Here is a 20,596-nt window from a genome sequence, read left to right as displayed (position 1 = left end):
CCTTAAATGACCGACTATAAAGCCACGCTAAACCTTCCGGACACCGCCTTCCCAATGAAGGCCGGCCTGCCTCAGCGCGAACCACAGATTCTGCAGCGTTGGGACAGCATTGGCCTGTACGGAAAGTTGCGCGAAATTGGCAAGGATCGTCCGAAGTTCGTCCTGCACGACGGCCCTCCGTACGCCAACGGCACCATCCACATCGGTCACGCGCTGAACAAGATTCTCAAGGACATGATCATCCGCTCCAAGACCCTGTCGGGTTTTGATGCGCCGTATGTCCCGGGCTGGGACTGCCATGGCCTGCCGATCGAGCACAAAGTCGAAGTGACCCACGGCAAGAACCTGGGCGCGGACAAGACCCGCGAGCTGTGCCGTGCCTACGCCACCGAGCAGATCGAAGGGCAGAAGTCCGAGTTCATCCGCCTCGGCGTGTTGGGCGACTTCGCCAATCCGTACAAGACCATGGACTTCAAGAACGAAGCCGGCGAAATCCGTGCCCTGGCGAAAATCGTCGAGGGCGGCTTCGTGTTCAAGGGCCTCAAGCCGGTCAACTGGTGCTTCGATTGCGGTTCGGCCCTGGCCGAGGCGGAAGTCGAGTACGAGAACAAGAAGTCCTCGACCATCGACGTCGCGTTCCCGATCGCCGATGAAGACAAGCTCGCCGCCGCTTTCGGCCTGGGCAAGCTGGCCAAGCCGGCGTCGATCGTGATCTGGACCACCACCCCGTGGACCATCCCGGCCAACCAGGCGCTGAACGTCCACCCGGAATTCAACTACGCCCTGGTCGACGTCGGCGACAAGCTGCTGGTGCTGGCCGAAGAGCTGGTCGAAGCCTGCCTGGCCCGCTACAACCTCGAAGGTTCGGTGATCGCCACCGCCCCGGGTTCGGCGCTGGAGCTGATCAATTTCCGTCATCCGTTCTATGACCGCCTGTCGCCGGTGTACCTGGCCGACTACGTGGAACTGGGCGCAGGCACGGGCGTGGTTCACTCCGCGCCGGCCTATGGCGTCGACGACTTCGTGACCTGCAAGAAATACGGCATGGTCAACGACGACATCCTCAACCCGGTGCAGAGCAATGGCGTGTGCGTACCGTCGCTGGAGTTCTTTGGCGGCCAGTTCATCTGGAAAGCCAACCCGGCCATCGTCGACAAGCTGACCGAAGTCGGCGCGTTGCTGCACACCACCGTCATCGAACACAGCTACATGCACTGCTGGCGCCACAAGACCCCGCTGATCTACCGCGCCACCGCGCAGTGGTTCATCGGCATGGACAAGCAGCCCACCAGCGGCGACACCCTGCGCCAGCGTTCGCTCAAGGCCATCGAAGAAACCCAGTTCGTGCCAGCCTGGGGCCAGGCGCGCCTGCACTCGATGATCGCCAACCGTCCGGACTGGTGCATCTCCCGCCAGCGCAACTGGGGCGTGCCGATCCCGTTCTTCCTGAACAAGGAAAGCGGCGAGTTGCACCCGCGCACGGTTGAACTGATGGAAGTCGTGGCCAAGCGCGTCGAAGCCGAAGGCATCGAAGCCTGGTTCAAGCTCGATGCCGCTGAGCTGTTGGGCGATGAAGCGCCGTTGTACGACAAGATCAGCGACACCCTGGACGTCTGGTTCGATTCCGGCACCACCCATTGGCACGTACTGCGTGGCTCGCACCCGATGGGCCACGAGACCGGCCCGCGCGCCGACCTGTACCTGGAAGGTTCGGACCAGCACCGTGGCTGGTTCCACTCCTCGCTGCTGACCGGTTGCGCCATCGACAACCACGCGCCGTACCGTGAGCTGCTGACCCACGGCTTCACCGTCGACGAATCTGGCCGCAAGATGTCCAAGTCCCTGGGCAACGTGATCGCGCCGCAGAAGGTCAACGACACCCTGGGCGCCGACATCATGCGCCTGTGGGTGGCCTCCACCGACTACTCCGGCGAGATGGCCGTTTCCGAGCAGATCCTGCAGCGCAGCGCGGACGCCTACCGGCGGATCCGTAACACCGCGCGCTTCCTGCTTTCCAACCTGACCGGCTTCAACCCGGCCACCGACCTGCTGCCGGCTGAAGAAATGCTCGCGCTGGACCGTTGGGCCGTGGACCGTACCCTGCTGCTGCAACGCGAATTGCAGGAACACTACGGCGAATACCGCTTCTGGAACGTCTACTCCAAGATCCACAACTTCTGCGTGCAGGAGCTCGGTGGTTTCTACCTCGACATCATCAAGGACCGCCAGTACACCACTGGCGCCAACAGCAAGGCCCGTCGTTCGTGCCAGACCGCGCTGTTCCACATCAGCGAGGCGCTGGTGCGCTGGATCGCGCCTATCCTGGCGTTCACCGCCGACGAGCTGTGGCAGTACCTGCCGGGCGAGCGCAACGAATCGGTGATGCTCAACACCTGGTACGAAGGCCTGACCGAACTGCCGCAAGGCTTCGAGCTGGACCGTGCGTATTGGGATCGTGTGATGGCGGTCAAGGCTGCGGTCAACAAGGAAATGGAGATCCAGCGGGCGGCCAAGGCCGTCGGTGGCAACCTCCAGGCCGAAGTCACCCTCTACGCCGAAGACGCCCTGAGTGCCGACCTGGCCAAGCTGGGCAACGAGCTGCGCTTCGTGCTGATCACCTCCACCGCCAGCGTTGCACCTTTCGTGCAGGCGCCGGCCGATGCGGTGACCACTGAAGTCAGCGGCCTGAAGCTGAAGATCGTCAAGTCGAACCACACCAAGTGCGCCCGCTGCTGGCACTGCCGCGAAGACGTCGGCGTGAACCCGGAGCATCCGGAAATCTGTGGCCGTTGCGTCGACAACATCAGCGGCACTGGCGAGGTTCGCCACTATGCCTAACGCAGCGGGCCGTTTCGGACGGCTGGGCTGGCTCTGGTTGAGCGTGCTGGTACTGGTCATCGACCAGGCCAGCAAGTTCTACTTTGAAAGCTCTTTGACCCTGTACCAGCAGATCGTGATCATTCCTGATTACTTCAGCTGGACCCTGGCCTACAACACCGGGGCAGCGTTCAGTTTCCTGGCCGACAGTTCCGGCTGGCAGCGCTGGCTGTTCGCCCTGATTGCCCTTGTGGTCAGTGCCGTGCTGGTGGTCTGGCTCAAGCGCCTGGGGCGCAATGAGACCTGGCTGGCCGTGGCGCTGGCCTTGGTGCTCGGTGGCGCCTTGGGCAATCTCTATGACCGCATCGCCCTGGGCCACGTCATTGATTTCATCCTGGTGCACTGGCAGAACCGCTGGTATTTCCCGGCGTTCAACTTTGCCGACAGCGCCATCAGCGTGGGCGCGGTGATGCTCGCCCTGGACATGTTCAAGAGCAAGAAAACCGGAGAAGCCGTCCATGACTGAGCAGCGTATCGCTCAAAACACCGAAGTGAAGCTTCACTTCGCCCTGCACCTGGAAAACGGTGACACCGTCGACAGCACCTTCGACAAGGCTCCGGCGGTGTTCAAGGTCGGTGACGGCAACCTGCTGCCAGGCTTCGAAGCGGCGATCTTCGGTTTCAAGGCTGGGGACAAGCGCACCGTGGTCGTGCCACCGGAAAACGCCTTTGGTCAGCCCAACCCGCAAAACGTGCAGACCATGCCACGCTCCCAGTTCCAGGACATGGAGCTGTCCGAGGGCCTACTGGTGATCTTCAACGACGCGGCCAATACCGAACTGCCGGGTGTGGTGAAGGCGTTCGATGATGCCCAGGTGACCGTGGACTTCAACCATCCGTTGGCGGGCAAGACCTTGAACTTCGAAGTGGAAATCCTTGAGGTCAAGGCGGTTTAACGTTTGACGGGCAGCTTCTGCTGCCACCCGATTCACTGTGGGAGCGAGCTTGCTCGCGATTGCGGTAGATTATTCAACAGTGATGTTGACTGACACACCGCTATCGCGAGCAAGCTCGCTCCCACACTGAATTACATTGATTCAATTTCTTGCGCGCAAGACACGAGGCACAGCATGCAAATCAAACTCGCCAACCCCCGTGGCTTCTGCGCTGGTGTGGACCGGGCGATCGAAATCGTCAACCGCGCCCTGGAAGTCTTCGGGCCGCCGATCTACGTGCGCCACGAAGTGGTCCACAACAAATTCGTCGTCGAAGACCTGCGCAGCCGCGGGGCGATTTTCGTCGAGGAACTGGATCAGGTGCCGGATGACGTCATCGTGATCTTCAGTGCCCACGGGGTTTCCCAGGCAGTACGCAGCGAAGCCGCCGGCCGTGGCCTGAAGGTGTTCGACGCGACGTGCCCATTGGTGACCAAAGTGCACATCGAAGTGGCGCGCTACAGCCGTGACGGTCGCGAATGCATCCTGATCGGCCATGAAGGCCACCCGGAAGTCGAAGGCACCATGGGCCAATACGATGCCAGCAACGGCGGTGCGATCTACCTGGTCGAAGACGAGGAGGACGTTGCGGCCTTGCAGGTACGCAACCCCGAGAGCCTGGCTTTCGTGACCCAGACGACCCTGTCCATGGACGACACCAGCCGCGTGATCGACGCCCTGCGTGCGCGCTTTCCGGCCATCGGTGGCCCGCGCAAGGATGACATCTGCTACGCCACCCAGAACCGCCAGGATGCGGTCAAGCAACTGGCCAACGAATGCGATGTGGTGCTGGTCGTCGGCAGCCCGAACAGCTCCAACTCCAACCGGTTGCGCGAGCTGGCCGAGCGCATGTCCACCCCGGCCTACCTGATCGATGGCGCCGAGGACATGCAACGCAGCTGGTTCGAGGGCGTCGAGCGTATCGGCATCACCGCCGGTGCTTCCGCGCCGGAAGTCTTGGTGCGTGGCGTGATCCAGCAATTGCAGGCCTGGGGCGCAACCGGTGCCGATGAGTTGGCCGGTCGCGAGGAAAACATTACGTTCTCGATGCCGAAAGAGCTGCGCGTCCGCTCCTTGCTTTAAGTCCTTTTTCGCACAGGGCCTGCTCGGCTTTAACACTTTCCAGCCGGACGCGGCCGGAAGGTGCCAATATCACTTGATGATGGCTGACCGGCCCGCGTTTGGCGCAGACATGCAGCCTGCCGGCCTGGAAGGCGCCGCTGGTTTGCAGTGCTTCGCCCTGGCTGCCAAACCTCACCCGGCGTTTCACCGGCCAGTTGCCCATCACCCGAGCGTTTGCACGGCGCTCCATCAGCACGGTCTTCTCCTTGTCGTCCAGGGTGATGCGCCAGCCCCGGCCCCAATCATTGTCGATACCGCTGAGCACGACCGTCCGGTTACGCATGATGGCTTCGCTGCGCGCGCTACGCAGCCCGCTGATCAGCAACTGCGCGGTATCCTCGCGTTCGATGGACTCGATCAGCTCTTTGTAGCCCGCGCCGGCCCACGGTAGAACAATTGCGGCAATTGCCAGTCCCATGAGCAGTTCGATCAGGCTGAAGCCCTGTTGATACATGACGTCTCCTCCCTGGAGAGCGTGAAGCTACGCGACAGTGTAAGAACTCGATGTGGTGGGAAGCCTGTTGTGGCAGCAGCCCCAAGATAGCGGCCGCTACGCGCTGGAGCGCCAGCCCGGCCGAGCGGGAGCAAGCTCCCTCGCCACAAGCAGTGGTTTGTTCTAGCGTGTAGAAGCAGGTATAGCCGACGGCAACGGAGGGCATCGATGGATCTTCGTACAAAAGGTTTCACGCTGATCGAGGTGCTGGTGGCTCTTGGCGTGTTGCTGATCCTGATTACCATGGCGGTGCCGGCCTTTACCGGATCGATGCAGGGCACCAAGGCCGATACCGAGATTGGCGATCTGCGCCGGGCGCTGAACTTTGCCCGGATGGAGGCGATCGACCGCGGTGTCACCACACGTATCCGCCCTACGGTCGAGGGCAGCGTCTGGAACGGCGAACTCACGGTGTATGACAGTACTGGCTCGTCGCCCAATATATTGCGGGTTGTTCCAGCGATGAGCAGCGGCGCGACTCTGACGCTAACCTCAGAGGTGAGCAACATCGATTTCAACAACCTCGGTGGGTTATCGGCGCCGGCCACGCCGGTGAGCTTCAATTACGTGAGAGGGGCGCAGAGCAGGACGCTGAGTGTTTGCCTCAATGGACGAATCGTATTGGGTGGAAGTTGCGGATGAAGGATTGCAGTAAAAGGGCGCAGGCCGGCATGACGTTGATCGAAGTGCTGGTGGCAGTACTGATCCTCGGCGTCGGCTTGCTGGGGGCGGCGATGATCCAGCTCAATGCGCTCAAGTACACCGACAGTTCGCGCATGACCAGCCAGGCCAGCTTCATTGCCTATGACCTGCTGGACCGCATTCGCGCCAACTCCGGCGCCGACTACACCGTCGCACCGCCCAGCTCGCCGAACCTCAACGTGGCCCGGGACCAGGACCTCTACGACTTCAAGACCAACATCATCGCCTTCGGCGGCGCCACGGCCACTGGCACCATTGCCCTGAACCAGCGCGTCTACACCATCACCATTTCCTGGGACGACGCCCGGGCCGCCAACACCACTGACGCGGCCGAGGCGCGGCGCAGCTTTGTGCTGACCAGCCGCGTCGCCGTCGATCCGCCGGGGACGCCGCCATGAACAGGCGTTGCCGGGGATTCGGCCTGATTGAATTGATGATTGCCCTGGTGCTCAGCCTGATTGTCATCCTGGGTGTCGTGCAGATTTTCATCGCCGCCAAGAACACCTACATCAGCCAAAGCGCGGCGGCGGTGATGCAGGAGGACGCCCGGTTCGTCCTGAGCAAGATGGTCCAGGAGATTCGCATGGTGGGCATGTTCGGTTGTCTGGGGAACATTACCGATGCTTCCACGGCCAATGATTTTAATGCCAGCCAGATCACCCCGATCCGCTGGGATAACGCCAACCGGAGATTGACCCTGGTGACCGCCGACATAGGGAGTGGTGGTAGCGCTCCGACCTGGACCGTCGTCTCCGATTGCCGCACCTCGGCGACGGCCTATACCAACGCGCGGTTACCGGCGACGGGGCAGTTGGCCTTCCCGATCCGGCGACTGGTCTACAGCTTCAACAACAACCAATTGCTGCTGGGCAGCGGCGCTGGCAATCCGCCGACCCTGTCGGTGCTGGTGGACAACGTGCGGGCGTTCGACGTGACGTTCGGCGTGGCCGGCAGTGCGACGGACATCGCGGCGTCGAGCTATACCAGCAATCCGGCTGACCCGGCACTGATCCGCAGTGTGCGCCTGACATTGACGCTCTTTGATCCGAGGAACGCAGTGCGCGAGCAGACCTTCAATGTGGTTGCTGCCTTGCGCAACCGGTTGCTATGAAGGAGATGACTTCGATGGGGCAGGTGCACCGCCAGCGAGGCATGGCATTGCTGGTCAGTCTGGTCTTCCTGTTGCTGCTGACGCTGATCGGCCTCTCGTCGATGCAGAGCGCCACCCTCCAGGAAAAAATGACCAGCAGCGTCATGTTGCGCAACCAGTCGTTCCAGGTGGCCGAGGCGGCGCTGAGGTTGGGTGAGAGCGCGGTGCAGGTCGAAACGTACTCATTGCCGGTATGCACCACCACGACCCAGTGCGCGCCGCCGGTCGAGTCGGCGACGCTGACAGTGGCGGGGCGCGACCCAAGGTCGGGGGTGCTCTGGGTTGCCGCTGCCGGTGGGTTTTATGGCGTGCAGAATATCGGCACGACGCTCACGGCGGTCAACGTGCCGGTCAACACGTCGGCGACGCTGTATCGGATCACGGCGGTGGCGGTGGTGGGCAATAACCAGCGCAGCGTGGTGGAGAGCATCTATGCCAAATATTAAGGCGCTGCTGGGGATGTTGTGGGGGGCGTTGCTCAGTCTTTACCTGGCGGCGCCGGCCTATGCCTTCACGCCTTCGGATTCGCCGTTGCTGAGTGCGGCCGCCGTCACGCCGAACGTGATGTTGCTGATCGATGATTCGGGGAGTATGAACAACATCATCTGGGCGGCGGGGTTTGATCCGACGGCAACGCAAACGCGCACTTATGCCTGCAACGCCAGTAACAACTGCAACGATAGGTATGAGCTGGACCTGGACGATTCGAACATCCTGTTGTTGGGCCTGTTGCGTGGCGGCTGCTCGTCTGGCTGGTACGGTTTCTATCGTCCCAGCCTTGGCCGGATCTGTCTGCGGCTGCCGGACCCTGTAGGGAATGGTGATACCCGTTACACCGGTAGGTACCTGGCATATCTGGTGACCTTGGCCAACGGCTCGAGCCGGGACTTCACCACCGGTTCAATCCCCACCGACTATCGCATCAACGTGGCACGGGATGTCTCCAACGACCTGGTCGCCAATAACCGCGCCCTGCGTATTGGGCTCGCCACGTTCAATCCACCTAATTTCAGCAACTCTGGCCCCGGGGGCTACATCGCTCGCGCCATCAGCGACCTGTCACCGGTCACCGGCAGCGTGACCCAAACCCAGGCCAACAGCAACTACAGTGCCCTGCTCAACGCCATCAATGGTTTGGGCGCCGTCGCGAATACACCATTGGCCGAGAGCTATTACGAGGTCACCCGCTATTTCAGGGGCATGGCGCCTTACTACAATGGAACACCGGCGACCTATACCAGCCCGATCCAGTACCGTTGCCAGAAAAACTTCGGCGTGGTCATCACCGACGGCTTGCCCACCTTTGACCGAACGTTTCCCCGCAACGACCCGCTGGGCTTGGCCCGGTTGCCGAACTGGGATGGTATCAGCAGCAACGATGGCAACAATCTCAGCGGCGACGCCGAGGGCGATACGCTTTACCTGGACGACATCGCCAAGTTCGCCTTCGACGTCGACATGCGTTCCACCGGCACCGACGCCACGGGCAAGAGCTGGAACGCCACGGATTTTCCCCGGCAATACCTCAATACCTACACTGTGGGTTTTGCCGTCACCAACCAGATGTTGTCCGACGCCGCCCGCTACGGTGCGGGCAAGTATTATCCGGCGAGCGACAGCGAGGGCCTGAACTCGGCCCTGTCATCCGCCTTGAGCGACATCACCTCCAAGGCCGGCTCCGGGGGCGGTGGCACCACCAACGCCGCCACGTTGTCGAGTACCTCAAGCTACTACCAAACCACGTATGACCCCAAGGACTGGCGCGGCACCATCCGGGCGTTCGGTTTCACCACGGCGGGCACGGTCAACACGGCAGCGGTGCAGTGGACCACCGACACCGCCATCGTGCCCGGCGCCACGCCGCCGATCTATCAGTCCTGGAACACTGCGACGAATGTGCCGGTGACCCTGGCCTATGGCAATTTTTCGCCGGCCCAGCAAACCAGCCTCAGCCAGAACCTGCCCACGGGGATCACCGGCAATGATCTGGTGGAGTGGAGCAAGGGCGTCAACAAAAACCGGCCTGAAGGCGCGCAGCGCGCTGCTGGGGGACATCATTAATTCGCCGCTGGTGCTGGCATCGCCCAACGACCAGACCGCTGCGGACCTGCTCAACGACACCAGCTACAGCACCTATCTGACGACCAAGGCGACGAACATGAGCACCAGCCTGGTGGTGAATGGCAACGATGGGTTTTTCAGTGTCATCAACAGTGCAAACGGCACACGGCGTTATGCCTACATGCCTTCGAGCGTGCTGCCCTCGCTGCAGGACATTGCCGACACCAATTACATCAATGGCGTGAGCCACAAGTTTTTGGTGGATGGGCAGGTCGGCGTGTTCGATGTGCAATCGGGCAGCGCCTGGAAGACCGTGGCCCTGGGCGGCACGGGGGCCGGGGGCAAAACGTTCTTCGCGGTGCAGCTGTTCGATGCGGGCGGCGGGCAATGCGTTTCGGGCGCTGTGGGAAATCCGCGCGCCAACCGTTGCCAGCACGGCCAATGCCTTCAATGACCTGGGCTACGCCTACGCACGCCCTGAAGTCGCGCGCCTGGCGGACGGTCGCTGGGCGGCGTTCATCGCCAACGGCTATGGCAGCAACAGCGGCGTGGCGGCGTTGTACGTGGTGGATATCCGTGACGGTTCGCTGATCCGCAAAATCGTCATCAACAGCAGTGAGACCGATAACGGCCTGTCGTCGGTCAAGCTGCGGGTCAACTCCCAGAATGTGGTGCAGGCCGCGTACGGTGGCGACTTGAAGGGGCGGATGTGGAAATTCGACCTCAGCGGCACCTCGCCCACCACATGGGGCCTGGCGTTCGCCGGCCAGCCATTGTTCACCGCCCCCGGCGGCGCGACCCAGCCGATCACCGTGCAGCCTCTGCTGGCAGACAACCCCCAGGGCGGCACCCAAGTGTTTTTCGGTACCGGCAAGTTCAACGAAGCGGCCGACAAGCTCAACAAGGATCTGCAAGCGTTCTATTCGATCTGGGACGCCACGGGTGGCGGGGGGCAAATCACTGTGTCGAGCCTGCAGGCCCAGTCGATCACGGGGGTGTTTTCAGGCAGCACCGGGCAATTCGTGACCACCAGCCAGACCGACGTTACATATCCTGCGAGGAATGGCTGGTACCTGCCTTTGGTGTACAACAATGCGTTGACCGGGGAGCGGGTCATCAACCCGGCCAACCTGGTGCTCGGCCGCGTGATCTTTACCACGGCCGCCGTGGACACCACCGACCCTTGCGCCAGCTTCGGTACCGGCAAACTGATCGAGTTGGATGCGTTCAGCGGTAAGATGCTCAACTATGCGGTACTCGATACCAATAACGATGGTTCGCTCACCAGTCTCGACACGATTTCCGCCGGCGTGGTGTTCACGGGCGGCATCCCGACCCTGAGCGCCGTCGTCAACGCCAACGGCGCCACCAACATGATCGTGAACGATTCCGGTGGCGGTATCACCGACCTGCTGGGCAAAACCGTCGGCGGCAGCCGCCGTATCATGTGGCGGCAAATACAATGAGGGCAACGCATGCGAAGATCCAACCGGGGTTTCACCTTGATCGAAATCATGATCGTGATCGCGATCATCGGTATCGTGATCACCGTCGGCTATCCGAGCCTGACCGAATACATGAAGAAAGGCCGGCGCGCTGAAATTGCCGGGCTCTTATCCGAGCAGGCGCAAATTCTCGAGCGCTACTACTCGAAGAACAACCGCTACACCGATGCGACTGGCTTGAGCAGCGGCAACGATTTCTACACCATTAACCTGGTACCAACGGACCAGAGCTTCATCCTGACCGCTGTACGCAGGAGTGGATCGTCCATGGCGACGGACAAATGCGGTGACTTCAAAATCACCAATACCGGGGTACGAAGCATCGAGAACGCCGCCGCCGGGGTGACCGCCAAGGATTGTTGGGGGCGCTGAGTTTCTTTTATCCGGGCGCGCTTTTGCGCCCGTTGTTTTAGTGAGTCGAATCAGAACATGACCAGGCAACAGCAAGTGGTGATCGTCGGTGGCGGAGTCATCGGCCTGCTGACGGCGTTCAATCTGGCGTCCGCAGGGCAACGTGTGGTGCTGCTGGATCGCTCCAATGTCGGCCAGGAATCGTCCTGGGCCGGCGGCGGTATCGTTTCGCCGTTGTACCCCTGGCGCTATAGCCCGGCGGTCACGGCGCTGGCCCATTGGTCGCAGGATTTTTATCCTCAGCTGGGCGAGCGATTGTTCGCCGCCACCGGGATCGATCCGCAGGTGCACGTGACCGGGCTGTATTGGCTGGACCTGGACGATCAGGACGAAGCGCTGGCCTGGGCCCAGCGGGAAGGGCGCCCGCTGCGGGCTGTGGATATCTCGGCGGTCCACGATGCGGTGCCGGTGCTGGGCTCGGGTTTTTCCCGGGCGATTTATATGGCTGACGTGGCCAACGTGCGTCATCCGCGGTTGGTGAAGTCGCTCAAGGCTGCGTTGCTGGCGCTGCCTAATGTCACGCTTCATGAGCATTGCGAGGTCAGCGGGTTCATCCGTGATGGCGGGCGTGTCGTGGGGGTGGACAGCTCTGTCGGGCCGCTTCGTGGCGATCAAGTGGTGCTGGCGGCGGGGGCCTGGAGTGGTGAGTTGCTCAAGACGCTGGGGCTGAAGTTGCCGGTCGAGCCGGTCAAGGGGCAGATGATTCTGTACAAGTGCGCGTCGGATTTCCTGTCGAGCATGGTCCTGGCCAAGGGGCGCTATGCGATCCCGCGTCGTGATGGGCATATTCTGGTTGGCAGTACGCTGGAGCGCGAAGGTTTCGACAAGACCCCGACGCAAGTTGCGTTGGAGAGCCTGAAGGCTTCGGCGCAGCAGCTGATTCCGGCATTGGCGGGGGCTGAGGTGGTGGGGCATTGGGCTGGGTTGCGGCCCGGGTCGCCTGAAGGTATTCCCTATATTGGCGAGGTGCCGGGAGTTGCGGGGTTGTGGTTGAACTGTGGGCATTATCGCAATGGGCTGGTGTTGGCGCCGGCGTCGTGTCAGTTGTTTACGGATCTGATGTTGGGGCGTGAGCCGGTGATTGATCCTGTGCCGTATGCGCCGGCTGGGCGGTTGTAAGGTTCGGTTTTGATACAGTTCTTGTGCTCAGATTCAACTGTGGGGAGATCCAACTGTGGGAGCGAGCTTGCTCGCGATGGCGGCCTGATGGTCGGCCAGAATTGTTGATCGTGTACATATCCGTTTCTGCGGTAACGGCCACTTAGGGTTCCGCCCTTACGGCGGGTCACTTTCGAAAAGCGCGAAAGTAACCAAAGCGCTCCTGCCCCACCACTCGGTGCCTCGCCTAGGCTCGGCATGCCCGAACGAAGGCATTGCTCCGTGGGCCGCCGCGAAGGGCCATCCATGGCCCAGCGCGGCTACCTCGGCATCCATGCCGAGGTGCCCACTGCGCAATGCCTTCGTTCGGCCATCGTGGTTAACGGGGCGCCCGAGATCAACGTCCGCCCCGAGGCGGCCTAATAGCCGACCTGGTTCTCCTGGTCGTACACCCATCAGATCTGTTTGAGCAGGACCTGTGGGAGCAAAGCTTGCTCGCGAAGACGGCGGCACGTCCAAGGCTGATGCAGCTGATCCACCGCCATCGCGAGCAAGCTTTGCTCCCACAGGAATTTGCAGTGGCCGAAAATCTGTAGATCGTCACCGACCCAGTGTGGGAGCGGGGCTTGCTCGCGAAGACGGCGGTACATCCAACGCTGATGCAAGCTGACCCACTGCTATCGCGAGCAAGCTCGCTCCCACAGGGATTTGCAGTGGCCGCAAATCTGCAGATCGCCACCGAGCCCGTGTGGGAGCGAGCTTGCTCGCGATAGCGGTGGTCCAGTCACATGAATGTTGGGCTGACAGGCCCCATCGCGAGCAGGCTCGATCCCACAGGAAAAACGCGGTCCCACCAAGAACCAGGTCGGCTGTTAGGCCGCCTCGCGGTGGACGTTGATCTCGGCGCCCCGTTAACCACGCTGGCCGAACGCAGGCATTGTGGAGTGGGCATCCCGGCATGGATGCCGGGATAGCCGCGCTGGGCCATGGATGGCCCTTCGCGGCGGGCCCACGGAGCAATGCCGGAGTGAGGGCACACCGAGCCTAAGCGAGGTGCCAAGTGGTGGGGCATGAGCGCTTTGGTTACTTTCGCGCTTTTCGAAAGTGACCCGCCGTCAGGGCGGAACCCTAAGCAGCCGTTACCGCAGAAACGGATATACACACTGCCCTCACATCCAACCAGCCTTTGTGGGAATGGTCGGACAAGATTCCTGATTCGAGCCGAATTTTCCGACGAGTTCTGGCGGTTGCCGGGTGGGAAGAACTCTGGCTAACCTTTTCCCGTCGCTGCCAATTCAGCGTCCGGGCGTCGCGGCCCGTTAACTTGGTGCATAATTCCAGCCGACGACGGTGCTTCGGTATTTGTCGTTGTGTCATGGTTGGCTGTGCGTGGGATACCTTCGGGTATGCCGAAGCTCCAAGTTCGGTCCGCGAACCTGCGTACAGCTGCCACCTCCAATCGCGTCGCGGCGATCGGTGACAGCTCCAAAAACTTGGAGATGCACAATGATTAAAGATACACCCAACCCCCCAGAAACAGGTTCCTCGTCAACCCACGTCGATCCTGATCACCAAAAGCTCGATGAAGCCGCCAAACGCGCCCTCGACTATTACCTCGGCCCAAAGCCCGAAACCAAAAAGAAACCCGCCTCAACCCAGCTATTCACTGTCGTGGCCGGCATCGACACCGAATGCCTCCTCACCAACCTCAGCGAAACCCTGGCCTCTGCCAACGCAACGATCAGCGACCTGGCCTTCGAACTTGAAGGCTCGCGGCGACATATCGCCTTGGGGGTACAGCAGTTGATTGAGCTGAGTGAGTTATTGGCCAATCGTGTGCTGGACGAGCGGGTACCTGTGCCGGAGGGCTAGAGAACGGCGTTACAGAGGGTGAACGCCGAACCTGTGGCGAGGGAGCTTGCTCCCGCTGGGACCTGAGATCTCGGAGTGTCAGGTTGATTGAGTCGCTGCTTTTGGGGCTGCTTCGCAGCCCAACGGGGATAAATCCCCTCGCCACAGAGGCAAACGTGGGCTTCAAAACCGTGGCTCAATCCAGCCCAAGTTTCTTCAACCGATACCGCATCGACCGAAACGACAACTTCAACCGCTGCGCCGCCGCCGTACGGTTCCAGCGGGTTTCCTCCAGTGCTTGAAGGATCAGCTTACGCTCGACGTCTTCCAGGTAGTCCTCCAGATTGTCGACCTGCATCAAATCGGGTTTGCCCGCCTCGCCGGCATTATTGCCTTCGGCCAGGCGCAGGTCGTCGGCTTCGATCAGTTGTTGTTCGCACAGGGTGTAGGCCCGTTCGAGCATGTTCTCCAGCTCCCGCACATTGCCCGGGAAGCGGTAGTTTTGCAGCGCGGCCAGGGCCTGGGGATGGAGTTTTACTGCGGGGCTGCCGGTGTTGGCCGCCAAGCGCTGGAGCATGTGATTGGCCAGCGGTTCGATGTCTTCGCGGCGTTCGCGCAAGGGCGGCACGCGCAGTTCGATGACGTTCAGCCGGTAATATAGATCCTGGCGAAAGCGCCCGGCGGCGACTTCGGCGTCCAGATCCTTATGGGTGGCGCAGAGGATGCGTACATCCACCACTTCTTCCTGCTGGCCGCCCACGGCACGCACGGCTTTTTCCTGGATGGCTCGCAACAGCTTGACCTGCATCGCCAGAGGCAGGTCGGCCACTTCATCAAGGAACAGAGTCCCGCCATGGGCGGCCTGGAACAGTCCGGGCTTGTCTTCGATGGCGCCGCTGAAGCTGCCTTTGCGATGGCCAAAGAACTCGCTTTCCATCAGTTCCGTGGGAATCGCCCCACAGTTGACCGGCACAAAGCCCTGGTTGGCACGGGGGCCTTGTTCGTGGATCAGCCGGGCGACCAGTTCCTTGCCGCAACCCGACTCCCCACTGATGTACACCGGCGCCTGGCTGCGGGCGAGTTTTTCGATCTGTTTGCGCACGCTGCGCATCGGCGGCGAGTCGCCCAGAAGGCATCGCTCGATGGTGCTGGTCGGTGTGGCGACGGCTGGCAGGCGCAGGGCGCTGGTGACCAGTTCCCGCAGCCGCCCCAGGTCGACCGGCTTGGTCAGGAAATCGAAAGCGCCGGCCTTGAGGGCGTCGATGGCGGTTTCCAGGCTGCCGTAGGCGGTGATCATCGCCACGGGCAGTTGTGGATAACGTTGCTGGATGTGCTGCACCAGTTCCAAGCCAGTACCATCGGGCAGGCGCATGTCGGTCAGGCACAGGTCGAAGGCATCTCCCGCCAGCAGGGCTTGGGCCTCGGCAAGGTTCTTGGCGCTGCGGGTGTCGAGTTTCATCCGGCCCAGGGTGATGTCCAGGAGTTCGCGGATGTCCGGTTCGTCATCGACGATCAGGATTCGTTGCCGTGAGCGATTGTTCAAATCTGTTTCCGTCCGTGAGCAAAGGTGATGCGAAAGCAACCGCCGCCTTGGCGTGGTTTGAAGTCTAGGCGGGCCTGGTTGCTTTCGCACAGCTCACGGGACAGATAGAGCCCAAGGCCGGTGCCCTGGCTGCTGGTGGTGAAGAAAGGTTCGAACAAATGCGCCTGCTGCTCGGGCGTTACACCGGGGCCGTTGTCGATGATGTCCAAGGTCGACAGCTGGCTGTGGGGGGCGATGAACAGTTTCAACCAGGCCTCGGCCTGCTCATGGGCCATTGCGCTGTGGCGCCAGGCGTTGCGCAGCAGGTTGTCGAGTACCTGGGTGAGCTGGTCGGGGTCCATCAGCGTGGTGTAGTCCCCCGGGTCGATGCTCAGGTGCAAGCGCTGGTGTTCGGCCATGCTTTCGCGGGCCTGCCGGACGAATTGGTCGAGCCAGGTACGCAGGTCGAGACGCTGGGGTGTGGTTTGCTGGCGACGAGACAGCTGCAGAACGTTTTCAATGACGCGATTCATTCGTTGGGAGTGATCTTGAATAATCTGCGTCAGACGCCGATCCGCGTCGTTCAGTTCCTCTGATTCGCGCAGCAATTGCGCCGCGTGGCTGATGGCGCCCAAGGGGTTGCGGATTTCATGAGCGATACCGGCGGTCAGGCGCCCCAGGGAGGCGAGCTTGAGCTGCTGGGCATGCTGGGCAACCTGGGCCAGGTCTTCGAGGAACACCAGGATTTGATGCTGGTCGTTATGGCCCAGGGCGATGAAGCTCGGTTGCAGGGCCAGGCCCGTGCCCGTAACGGTCAGGCTGGACGGGCGCAGGCTGGGGTTGTTTCGCCATAATTGCAGGCGTTCGACCAGGGCAGTGGAGTAATCGTCGAGCTGCTGGCCGACCAGATCGTGCATGCCCAGCAGATTCAATGCGCTTTCGTTGGCCAACTGGACCCGACGCTCACGGTCGAGCACCAGGATGCCGGTGCGCATGCGTTGCAGGATCAGGGCGTTGAGCGCTTCCAGGCCGACCACTTCGCTGGCCCGTTGCTCGGCCAGGGTTTCGCTGGCTTCCAAGCGTCGGGTCAGGCCTTGCACCAGCAGCGCGGCGGCAAAACACAGCGCCCCGAGGGTACCGGCCTGCAAATAGCTGCTGGGACGGTTCGAGTCGCTCAAGCCAAGAAAAAAACTCGAACCGACGATGCCGAGGGTGGCGACGGCCGCGATCAACAGGCCGATCCTGCCGCGCAACAGCGTGTTACCGATGGCCACCGAGACGATGATCAGGTTGCCGATGGCACTGGGCACACCGCCGGCTGCGAAAAACAGCCATGAAAGCAAGAGCACGTCGGTGAGGGCCAGGCCGAACAGTCGGGCAGGGCGTCGGGTGTTCTCAAGGAACACCACCAGCAGGATGTTCAGTACCAGGTACAACCAGCTACCGCTGCGCAGCAGGTGGTCGTTGGCGAACTCCAGCAGGCGGTTGTCCATGTTGCTGGAGATCAGCAGCACCAGGGTGATGCCGATACTCAGGCGGTACAGGTGATAGAGGCGCAGCAGGCGCTGCGTCTGTTTGACGCGTGGGCTTGAGGCCTCAGCGCTCACGATTGCCCGGGCCTTGCTCGAGGTGAGCCTGGCTGCAATACCATTGTTGTTCGAGGGCCAGTGCCCGGTCGCGGGGCAGGTGTACGCCGCAATGGGCGCAGCGCACCATGGGCGGTGCGTCGTACTCTCGGGGAGCGTTCGGCGCGGAGGAGGCACCCTTGAACTTGCGCCAGAACCATACCGCGGCGGCAATCAGGGCGATCCAGAACAGTAAACGAAGCATGATGGGCAGCTTTTTGGCTAGAGATCAGGCAGTTTAGCCAAGGACTGGAACGGCGCACAGCGCAATAAAACCCGGGCACAAAAAAGGGAGACCCGAGGGTCTCCCTTTTTGCTGATGCCTTGGCCTCAGTCGAACAGGCCGAAGGTCATGTAGCTGAACCAGGAGCGGTCGCTGGATTCGTTCTCGGGTTCTTCTTCCTCGATCACGTCGCCATTTTCGTCCTTGGGCTTGAGTTCGTTCGGGATGGCTTCCTTGGCATCCTGGAACTGACGCTGCACGTCCTGGTTGGCGCGGGTTTCGCCAGGCGGCAACGGTGGACGGGACTCGATCAGGCCCAGGGTCGCCTTGCTCAGCCACGAACGGTTGTCGGCTTCGTCGACCCGTGGGGTGAACTGACCATCGACCAGCGACGGGTGATCCGGGTAGTTCAGCTTGAGGGTTTCCAGGCTGGTGGCCGCCAGGTCGTCCAGGTGCAGACGCTGGTAGGCTTCGGTCATCACCGCCAGGCCATCACCCACCGAAGGGGTTTCCTGGAAGTTTTCCACCACGTAGCGGCCCCGGTTGGCAGCGGCGACGTAGGCCTGGCGGGTCAGGTAGTAGTCGGCCACGTGGATTTCGTAGGAAGCCAGCAGGTTGCGCAGGTAGATCATGCGCTGCTTGGCGTCCGGCGAGTAGCGGCTGTTGGGGAAGCGGCTGGTCAGCTGGGCGAACTCGTTGTAGGAGTCGCGCGCGGCGCCCGGGTCACGCTTGGTCATGTCCAGCGGCAGGAAGCGCGCCAGCAGGCCGACGTCCTGGTCGAAGGAGGTCAGGCCCTTGAGGTAATAGGCGTAATCGACATTCGGGTGCTGCGGGTGCAGACGAATGAAACGCTCGGCGGCGGATTTGGCGGCTTCCGGCTCGGCGTTCTTGTAGTTGGCGTAGATCAGCTCCAATTGGGCCTGATCGGCGTAACGACCGAACGGATACCGCGACTCCAGCGCCTTCAGCTTGGCGGTGGCGCTGGTATAGCTGTTGTTATCCAGGTCGTTCTGCGCCTGTTGGTACAGTTCGACTTCGCTCAGGTTTTCGTCTACGACTTCCTTCGACGAGCAAGCAGCAGTCAATGCGAGGATGGCGATCAGCAGCAGGTGTTTCACTTGCATGGCGGCTTGCGTCCCTATGACGGCCGCTGTCTTGGGCGGGGCCGTCCTGTTATGATGAGCGCCCCGTTGAAAGCCTCGGGGCAAAAGACGCCGTATTTAACCACAAGCGCGCAGCCGAAACCAAAGGCTGTGCCGACGCCTAGTCCGAGCATGTCCGATAAAATAGAACTTCGCGCAGAGGTGCCGTCCGAATTGGGCGGCCAACGCCTCGATCAAGTCGCCGCACAACTCTTTGCCGAGCACTCTCGCTCGCGCCTTTCCGCCTGGATCAAGGACGGCCGCCTGACTGTGGATGGGGCGGTGATTCGTCCGCGCGACATCGTCCATGGCGGCGCCATCCTCGAACTGACTGCCGAGCAGGAGGCCCAGGGAGAATGGGTCGCCCAGGACATTGCCCTGGACATCGTCTATGAAGACGATGACATCCTGGTGATCAACAAGCCTGCGGGCCTGGTGGTGCACCCGGCGGCCGGTCATGCCGACGGCACGCTGCTCAATGCCTTGCTGCACCACGTACCGGACATCATCAATGTGCCCCGTGCCGGCATCGTGCATCGCCTGGACAAGGACACCACCGGCCTGATGGTGGTGGCCAAGACCATCCAGGCGCAGACACAGCTGGTTACACAGCTGCAAAGCCGCAGTGTCAGCCGCATCTATGAATGCATCGTGATCGGGGTCGTCACTGCCGGTGGCAAGATCAACGCCCCGATCGGTCGTCACGGCCAGCAGCGCCAGCGCATGGCGGTAATGGAGGGCGGCAAGCAGGCGGTCAGTCATTACCGCGTGCTGGAGCGTTTCCGTTCCCACACGCACGTGCGGGTCAAGCTGGAAACCGGTCGTACCCACCAGATCCGCGTGCACATGGCCCACATCAACTTCCCGTTGGTGGGCGACCCGGCTTATGGCGGTCGTTTCCGCATTCCGCCAGCCGCGAGCCAGACCATGGTCGAATCGCTGAAGAATTTCCCGCGCCAGGCGCTGCACGCGCGTTTCCTGGAACTGGATCATCCGACGACCGGCAAGCGCATGAGCTGGGAATCGCCGTTGCCGGATGATTTCGTCTGGCTGCTGACGTTGCTCAAGCAGGACCGCGAGGCGTTCATCGGATGAGTGACTGGCTGACACCCGACTGGCCCGCGCCGGCCCGGGTCAAGGCCTGCGTCACCACCCGCGAGGGCGGCGTCAGCCTGGCGCCGTTCGACAGCCTCAACCTGGGCGACCATGTGGGCGACGACCCCACGGCCGTCGCCGAAAACCGCCGTCGCGTCACCGATCCATTCGCTATCACCCCGGCCTGGCTGCAGCAGGTCCACGGCATTGCTGTGGTAGAGGCTGACCCAGCCCAGGTGGCGACCGCCGATGCCAGCTGGACCGCGACGCCGGGTATCGCTTGCACGGCGATGACGGCGGACTGCCTGCCGGTGCTGTTCTGCAACCGTGCCGGCACCCGCGTCGCGGCGGCCCATGCCGGCTGGCGCGGGCTGGCGAACGGTGTGCTGGAGGCCACCCTCGACAGCCTTGCCGTGCCCGCGGAAGAAATCCTGGCCTGGCTCGGCCCGGCCATCGGCCCGCAAGCGTTCGAAGTCGGGCCGGAAGTGCGTGAAGCCTTCATCGCGCAACTGCCTGAAGCGGTAAAAGCCTTTGCCGCGAGCCCCAATCCCGGCAAGTTCCTCGCCGATATCTATCAGTTGGCCCGCTTGCGGCTGGCGGCACGCGGTGTCACGGCCGTTTACGGGGGCGGTCTCTGCACCGTGACCGACCCACGTTTCTTTTCCTACCGCCGCAACCCGCGCACCGGTCGCTTTGCCTCGCTGATCTGGATCGAACGCTAGACTTCTCTGATCTGCATCAAGGGCGCCCGGCTTGAATCTTCCAGAATCGACCACATCTATAA

19 protein-coding genes and 1 pseudogene are annotated in these 20,596 nt (G+C 61.9%); 15 read left to right on the top strand and 5 right to left on the bottom strand.

The window, feature by feature from the left end; genetic code table 11:
- The first annotated feature begins 6 nt into the window (after positions 1–6).
- The 4 genes from ileS (at position 7) to ispH (ending at position 4,895) form a co-directional block, all read left to right on the top strand.
- Entirely contained in the window at positions 7–2,838 is a 2,832-nt protein-coding gene (ileS, locus tag PSH84_RS24300; protein WP_305481924.1) for an isoleucine--tRNA ligase, read from the top strand.
- On the top strand, positions 2,831–3,343 hold the full coding sequence (lspA, locus tag PSH84_RS24295) for a signal peptidase II (protein ID WP_305468557.1): 513 nt from the start codon (positions 2,831–2,833) through the stop codon (positions 3,341–3,343). The genes ileS and lspA overlap by 8 nt, the downstream gene beginning before the upstream one ends.
- Positions 3,336–3,773 (top strand): FKBP-type peptidyl-prolyl cis-trans isomerase, encoded by a 438-nt coding sequence (fkpB, locus tag PSH84_RS24290; protein ID WP_030140281.1) that lies wholly within the window; start codon positions 3,336–3,338, stop codon positions 3,771–3,773. The genes lspA and fkpB overlap by 8 nt, the downstream gene beginning before the upstream one ends.
- A 174-nt stretch (positions 3,774–3,947) precedes the next feature.
- Entirely contained in the window at positions 3,948–4,895 is a 948-nt protein-coding gene (gene ispH / locus PSH84_RS24285; RefSeq protein ID WP_122564938.1) for a 4-hydroxy-3-methylbut-2-enyl diphosphate reductase, read from the top strand.
- Here the strand turns inward: ispH and PSH84_RS24280 are convergent.
- Entirely contained in the window at positions 4,849–5,388 is a 540-nt protein-coding gene (locus tag PSH84_RS24280) for a GspH/FimT family pseudopilin (protein WP_122564937.1), read from the bottom strand. The two genes, ispH and PSH84_RS24280, sit on opposite strands and share 47 nt — an antisense overlap.
- 207 nt (positions 5,389–5,595) lie before the next feature.
- Here PSH84_RS24280 and PSH84_RS24275 point away from each other — a divergent pair, with 207 nt between their 5' ends.
- The 9 genes and pseudogenes from PSH84_RS24275 (at position 5,596) to PSH84_RS24235 (ending at position 14,226) form a co-directional block, all read left to right on the top strand.
- Positions 5,596–6,069, top strand: coding sequence for a GspH/FimT family pseudopilin (locus PSH84_RS24275; protein ID WP_305468553.1), 474 nt, complete (start codon positions 5,596–5,598; stop codon positions 6,067–6,069).
- Entirely contained in the window at positions 6,066–6,527 is a 462-nt protein-coding gene (pilV, locus tag PSH84_RS24270) for a type IV pilus modification protein PilV (protein WP_122564935.1), read from the top strand. The genes PSH84_RS24275 and pilV overlap by 4 nt, the downstream gene beginning before the upstream one ends.
- A complete protein-coding gene (locus PSH84_RS24265; protein ID WP_122564934.1) occupies positions 6,524–7,240 on the top strand; it encodes a PilW family protein in 717 nt (238 codons plus the stop codon). The genes pilV and PSH84_RS24265 overlap by 4 nt, the downstream gene beginning before the upstream one ends.
- Before the next feature lie 5 nt (positions 7,241–7,245).
- Complete coding sequence (locus PSH84_RS24260) at positions 7,246–7,725, top strand: pilus assembly PilX family protein (RefSeq protein ID WP_439800540.1); 480 nt, start codon at positions 7,246–7,248, stop codon at positions 7,723–7,725.
- Positions 7,712–10,806, top strand: a pseudogene (locus tag PSH84_RS24255) (pilus assembly protein). The gene PSH84_RS24260 and the pseudogene PSH84_RS24255 overlap by 14 nt, the downstream one beginning before the upstream one ends.
- A 9-nt stretch (positions 10,807–10,815) precedes the next feature.
- A complete protein-coding gene (locus PSH84_RS24250) occupies positions 10,816–11,217 on the top strand; it encodes a type IV pilin protein (protein ID WP_305468548.1) in 402 nt (133 codons plus the stop codon).
- Between the two features lie 57 nt (positions 11,218–11,274).
- Positions 11,275–12,375, top strand: a complete 1,101-nt coding sequence (gene thiO, locus PSH84_RS24245; RefSeq protein WP_305481922.1) for a glycine oxidase ThiO — start codon at positions 11,275–11,277, stop codon at positions 12,373–12,375.
- Between the two features lie 237 nt (positions 12,376–12,612).
- Positions 12,613–12,777, top strand: a complete 165-nt coding sequence (locus PSH84_RS24240) for a hypothetical protein (RefSeq protein WP_305471304.1) — start codon at positions 12,613–12,615, stop codon at positions 12,775–12,777.
- A 1,083-nt stretch (positions 12,778–13,860) separates the two neighbouring features.
- Positions 13,861–14,226 carry a DUF6124 family protein gene (locus tag PSH84_RS24235; protein WP_305481921.1) on the top strand — a complete coding sequence of 122 codons (366 nt, stop codon included), beginning with the start codon at positions 13,861–13,863 and terminating at the stop codon, positions 14,224–14,226.
- A gap of 175 nt (positions 14,227–14,401) precedes the next feature.
- On the opposite strand, the gene PSH84_RS24230 is transcribed toward PSH84_RS24235, so the two are convergent.
- The 4 genes from PSH84_RS24230 to PSH84_RS24215 all read right to left on the bottom strand — a co-directional run bounded on the left by PSH84_RS24230 (position 14,402) and on the right by PSH84_RS24215 (position 18,699).
- Positions 14,402–15,748 (bottom strand): sigma-54-dependent transcriptional regulator, encoded by a 1,347-nt coding sequence (locus PSH84_RS24230; RefSeq protein ID WP_305468544.1) that lies wholly within the window; start codon positions 15,746–15,748, stop codon positions 14,402–14,404.
- On the bottom strand, positions 15,745–17,334 hold the full coding sequence (locus PSH84_RS24225) for a two-component system sensor histidine kinase NtrB (protein ID WP_305481920.1): 1,590 nt from the start codon (positions 17,332–17,334) through the stop codon (positions 15,745–15,747). The genes PSH84_RS24230 and PSH84_RS24225 overlap by 4 nt, the downstream gene beginning before the upstream one ends.
- Positions 17,324–17,557: a PP0621 family protein gene (locus PSH84_RS24220; RefSeq protein ID WP_122564926.1), complete on the bottom strand. Its 234-nt coding sequence runs from the start codon at positions 17,555–17,557 to the stop codon at positions 17,324–17,326. Before PSH84_RS24220 ends, PSH84_RS24225 begins: the two co-directional genes overlap by 11 nt.
- A 125-nt stretch (positions 17,558–17,682) precedes the next feature.
- On the bottom strand, positions 17,683–18,699 hold the full coding sequence (locus PSH84_RS24215; RefSeq protein WP_058546854.1) for an outer membrane protein assembly factor BamD: 1,017 nt from the start codon (positions 18,697–18,699) through the stop codon (positions 17,683–17,685).
- 150 nt (positions 18,700–18,849) lie between these two features.
- Here PSH84_RS24215 and rluD point away from each other — a divergent pair, with 150 nt between their 5' ends.
- A complete protein-coding gene (gene rluD / locus PSH84_RS24210; protein WP_003205696.1) occupies positions 18,850–19,812 on the top strand; it encodes a 23S rRNA pseudouridine(1911/1915/1917) synthase RluD in 963 nt (320 codons plus the stop codon).
- On the top strand, positions 19,809–20,534 hold the full coding sequence (gene pgeF / locus PSH84_RS24205) for a peptidoglycan editing factor PgeF (RefSeq protein ID WP_305468541.1): 726 nt from the start codon (positions 19,809–19,811) through the stop codon (positions 20,532–20,534). Before rluD ends, pgeF begins: the two co-directional genes overlap by 4 nt.
- Positions 20,535–20,596: the final 62 nt, after the last annotated feature.

This window comes from Pseudomonas beijingensis (genome assembly GCF_030687295.1).
Classification (GTDB): Bacteria; Pseudomonadota; Gammaproteobacteria; order Pseudomonadales; family Pseudomonadaceae; genus Aquipseudomonas; species Aquipseudomonas beijingensis.
Note: the sequence above shows the minus strand (reverse complement) of the source record. Positions and strands in the feature narration are given on the sequence as shown.

Bases quoted from the DNA above. Each gene is read 5' to 3' on its own strand.
- ileS (WP_305481924.1), top strand. From the start codon at position 7: ATGACCGACTATAAAGCCACGCTAAACCTTCCGGACACCGCCTTCCCA.
- lspA (WP_305468557.1), top strand. From the start codon at position 2,831: ATGCCTAACGCAGCGGGCCGTTTCGGACGGCTGGGCTGGCTCTGGTTG.
- fkpB (WP_030140281.1), top strand. From the start codon at position 3,336: ATGACTGAGCAGCGTATCGCTCAAAACACCGAAGTGAAGCTTCACTTC.
- ispH (WP_122564938.1), top strand. From the start codon at position 3,948: ATGCAAATCAAACTCGCCAACCCCCGTGGCTTCTGCGCTGGTGTGGAC.
- PSH84_RS24280 (WP_122564937.1), bottom strand. From the start codon at position 5,388: ATGTATCAACAGGGCTTCAGCCTGATCGAACTGCTCATGGGACTGGCA.
- PSH84_RS24275 (WP_305468553.1), top strand. From the start codon at position 5,596: ATGGATCTTCGTACAAAAGGTTTCACGCTGATCGAGGTGCTGGTGGCT.
- pilV (WP_122564935.1), top strand. From the start codon at position 6,066: ATGAAGGATTGCAGTAAAAGGGCGCAGGCCGGCATGACGTTGATCGAA.
- PSH84_RS24265 (WP_122564934.1), top strand. From the start codon at position 6,524: ATGAACAGGCGTTGCCGGGGATTCGGCCTGATTGAATTGATGATTGCC.
- PSH84_RS24260 (WP_439800540.1), top strand. From the start codon at position 7,246: ATGACTTCGATGGGGCAGGTGCACCGCCAGCGAGGCATGGCATTGCTG.
- PSH84_RS24250 (WP_305468548.1), top strand. From the start codon at position 10,816: ATGCGAAGATCCAACCGGGGTTTCACCTTGATCGAAATCATGATCGTG.
- thiO (WP_305481922.1), top strand. From the start codon at position 11,275: ATGACCAGGCAACAGCAAGTGGTGATCGTCGGTGGCGGAGTCATCGGC.
- PSH84_RS24240 (WP_305471304.1), top strand. From the start codon at position 12,613: ATGCCCGAACGAAGGCATTGCTCCGTGGGCCGCCGCGAAGGGCCATCC.
- PSH84_RS24235 (WP_305481921.1), top strand. From the start codon at position 13,861: ATGATTAAAGATACACCCAACCCCCCAGAAACAGGTTCCTCGTCAACC.
- PSH84_RS24220 (WP_122564926.1), bottom strand. From the start codon at position 17,557: ATGCTTCGTTTACTGTTCTGGATCGCCCTGATTGCCGCCGCGGTATGG.
- PSH84_RS24215 (WP_058546854.1), bottom strand. From the start codon at position 18,699: ATGCAAGTGAAACACCTGCTGCTGATCGCCATCCTCGCATTGACTGCT.
- rluD (WP_003205696.1), top strand. From the start codon at position 18,850: ATGTCCGATAAAATAGAACTTCGCGCAGAGGTGCCGTCCGAATTGGGC.
- pgeF (WP_305468541.1), top strand. From the start codon at position 19,809: ATGAGTGACTGGCTGACACCCGACTGGCCCGCGCCGGCCCGGGTCAAG.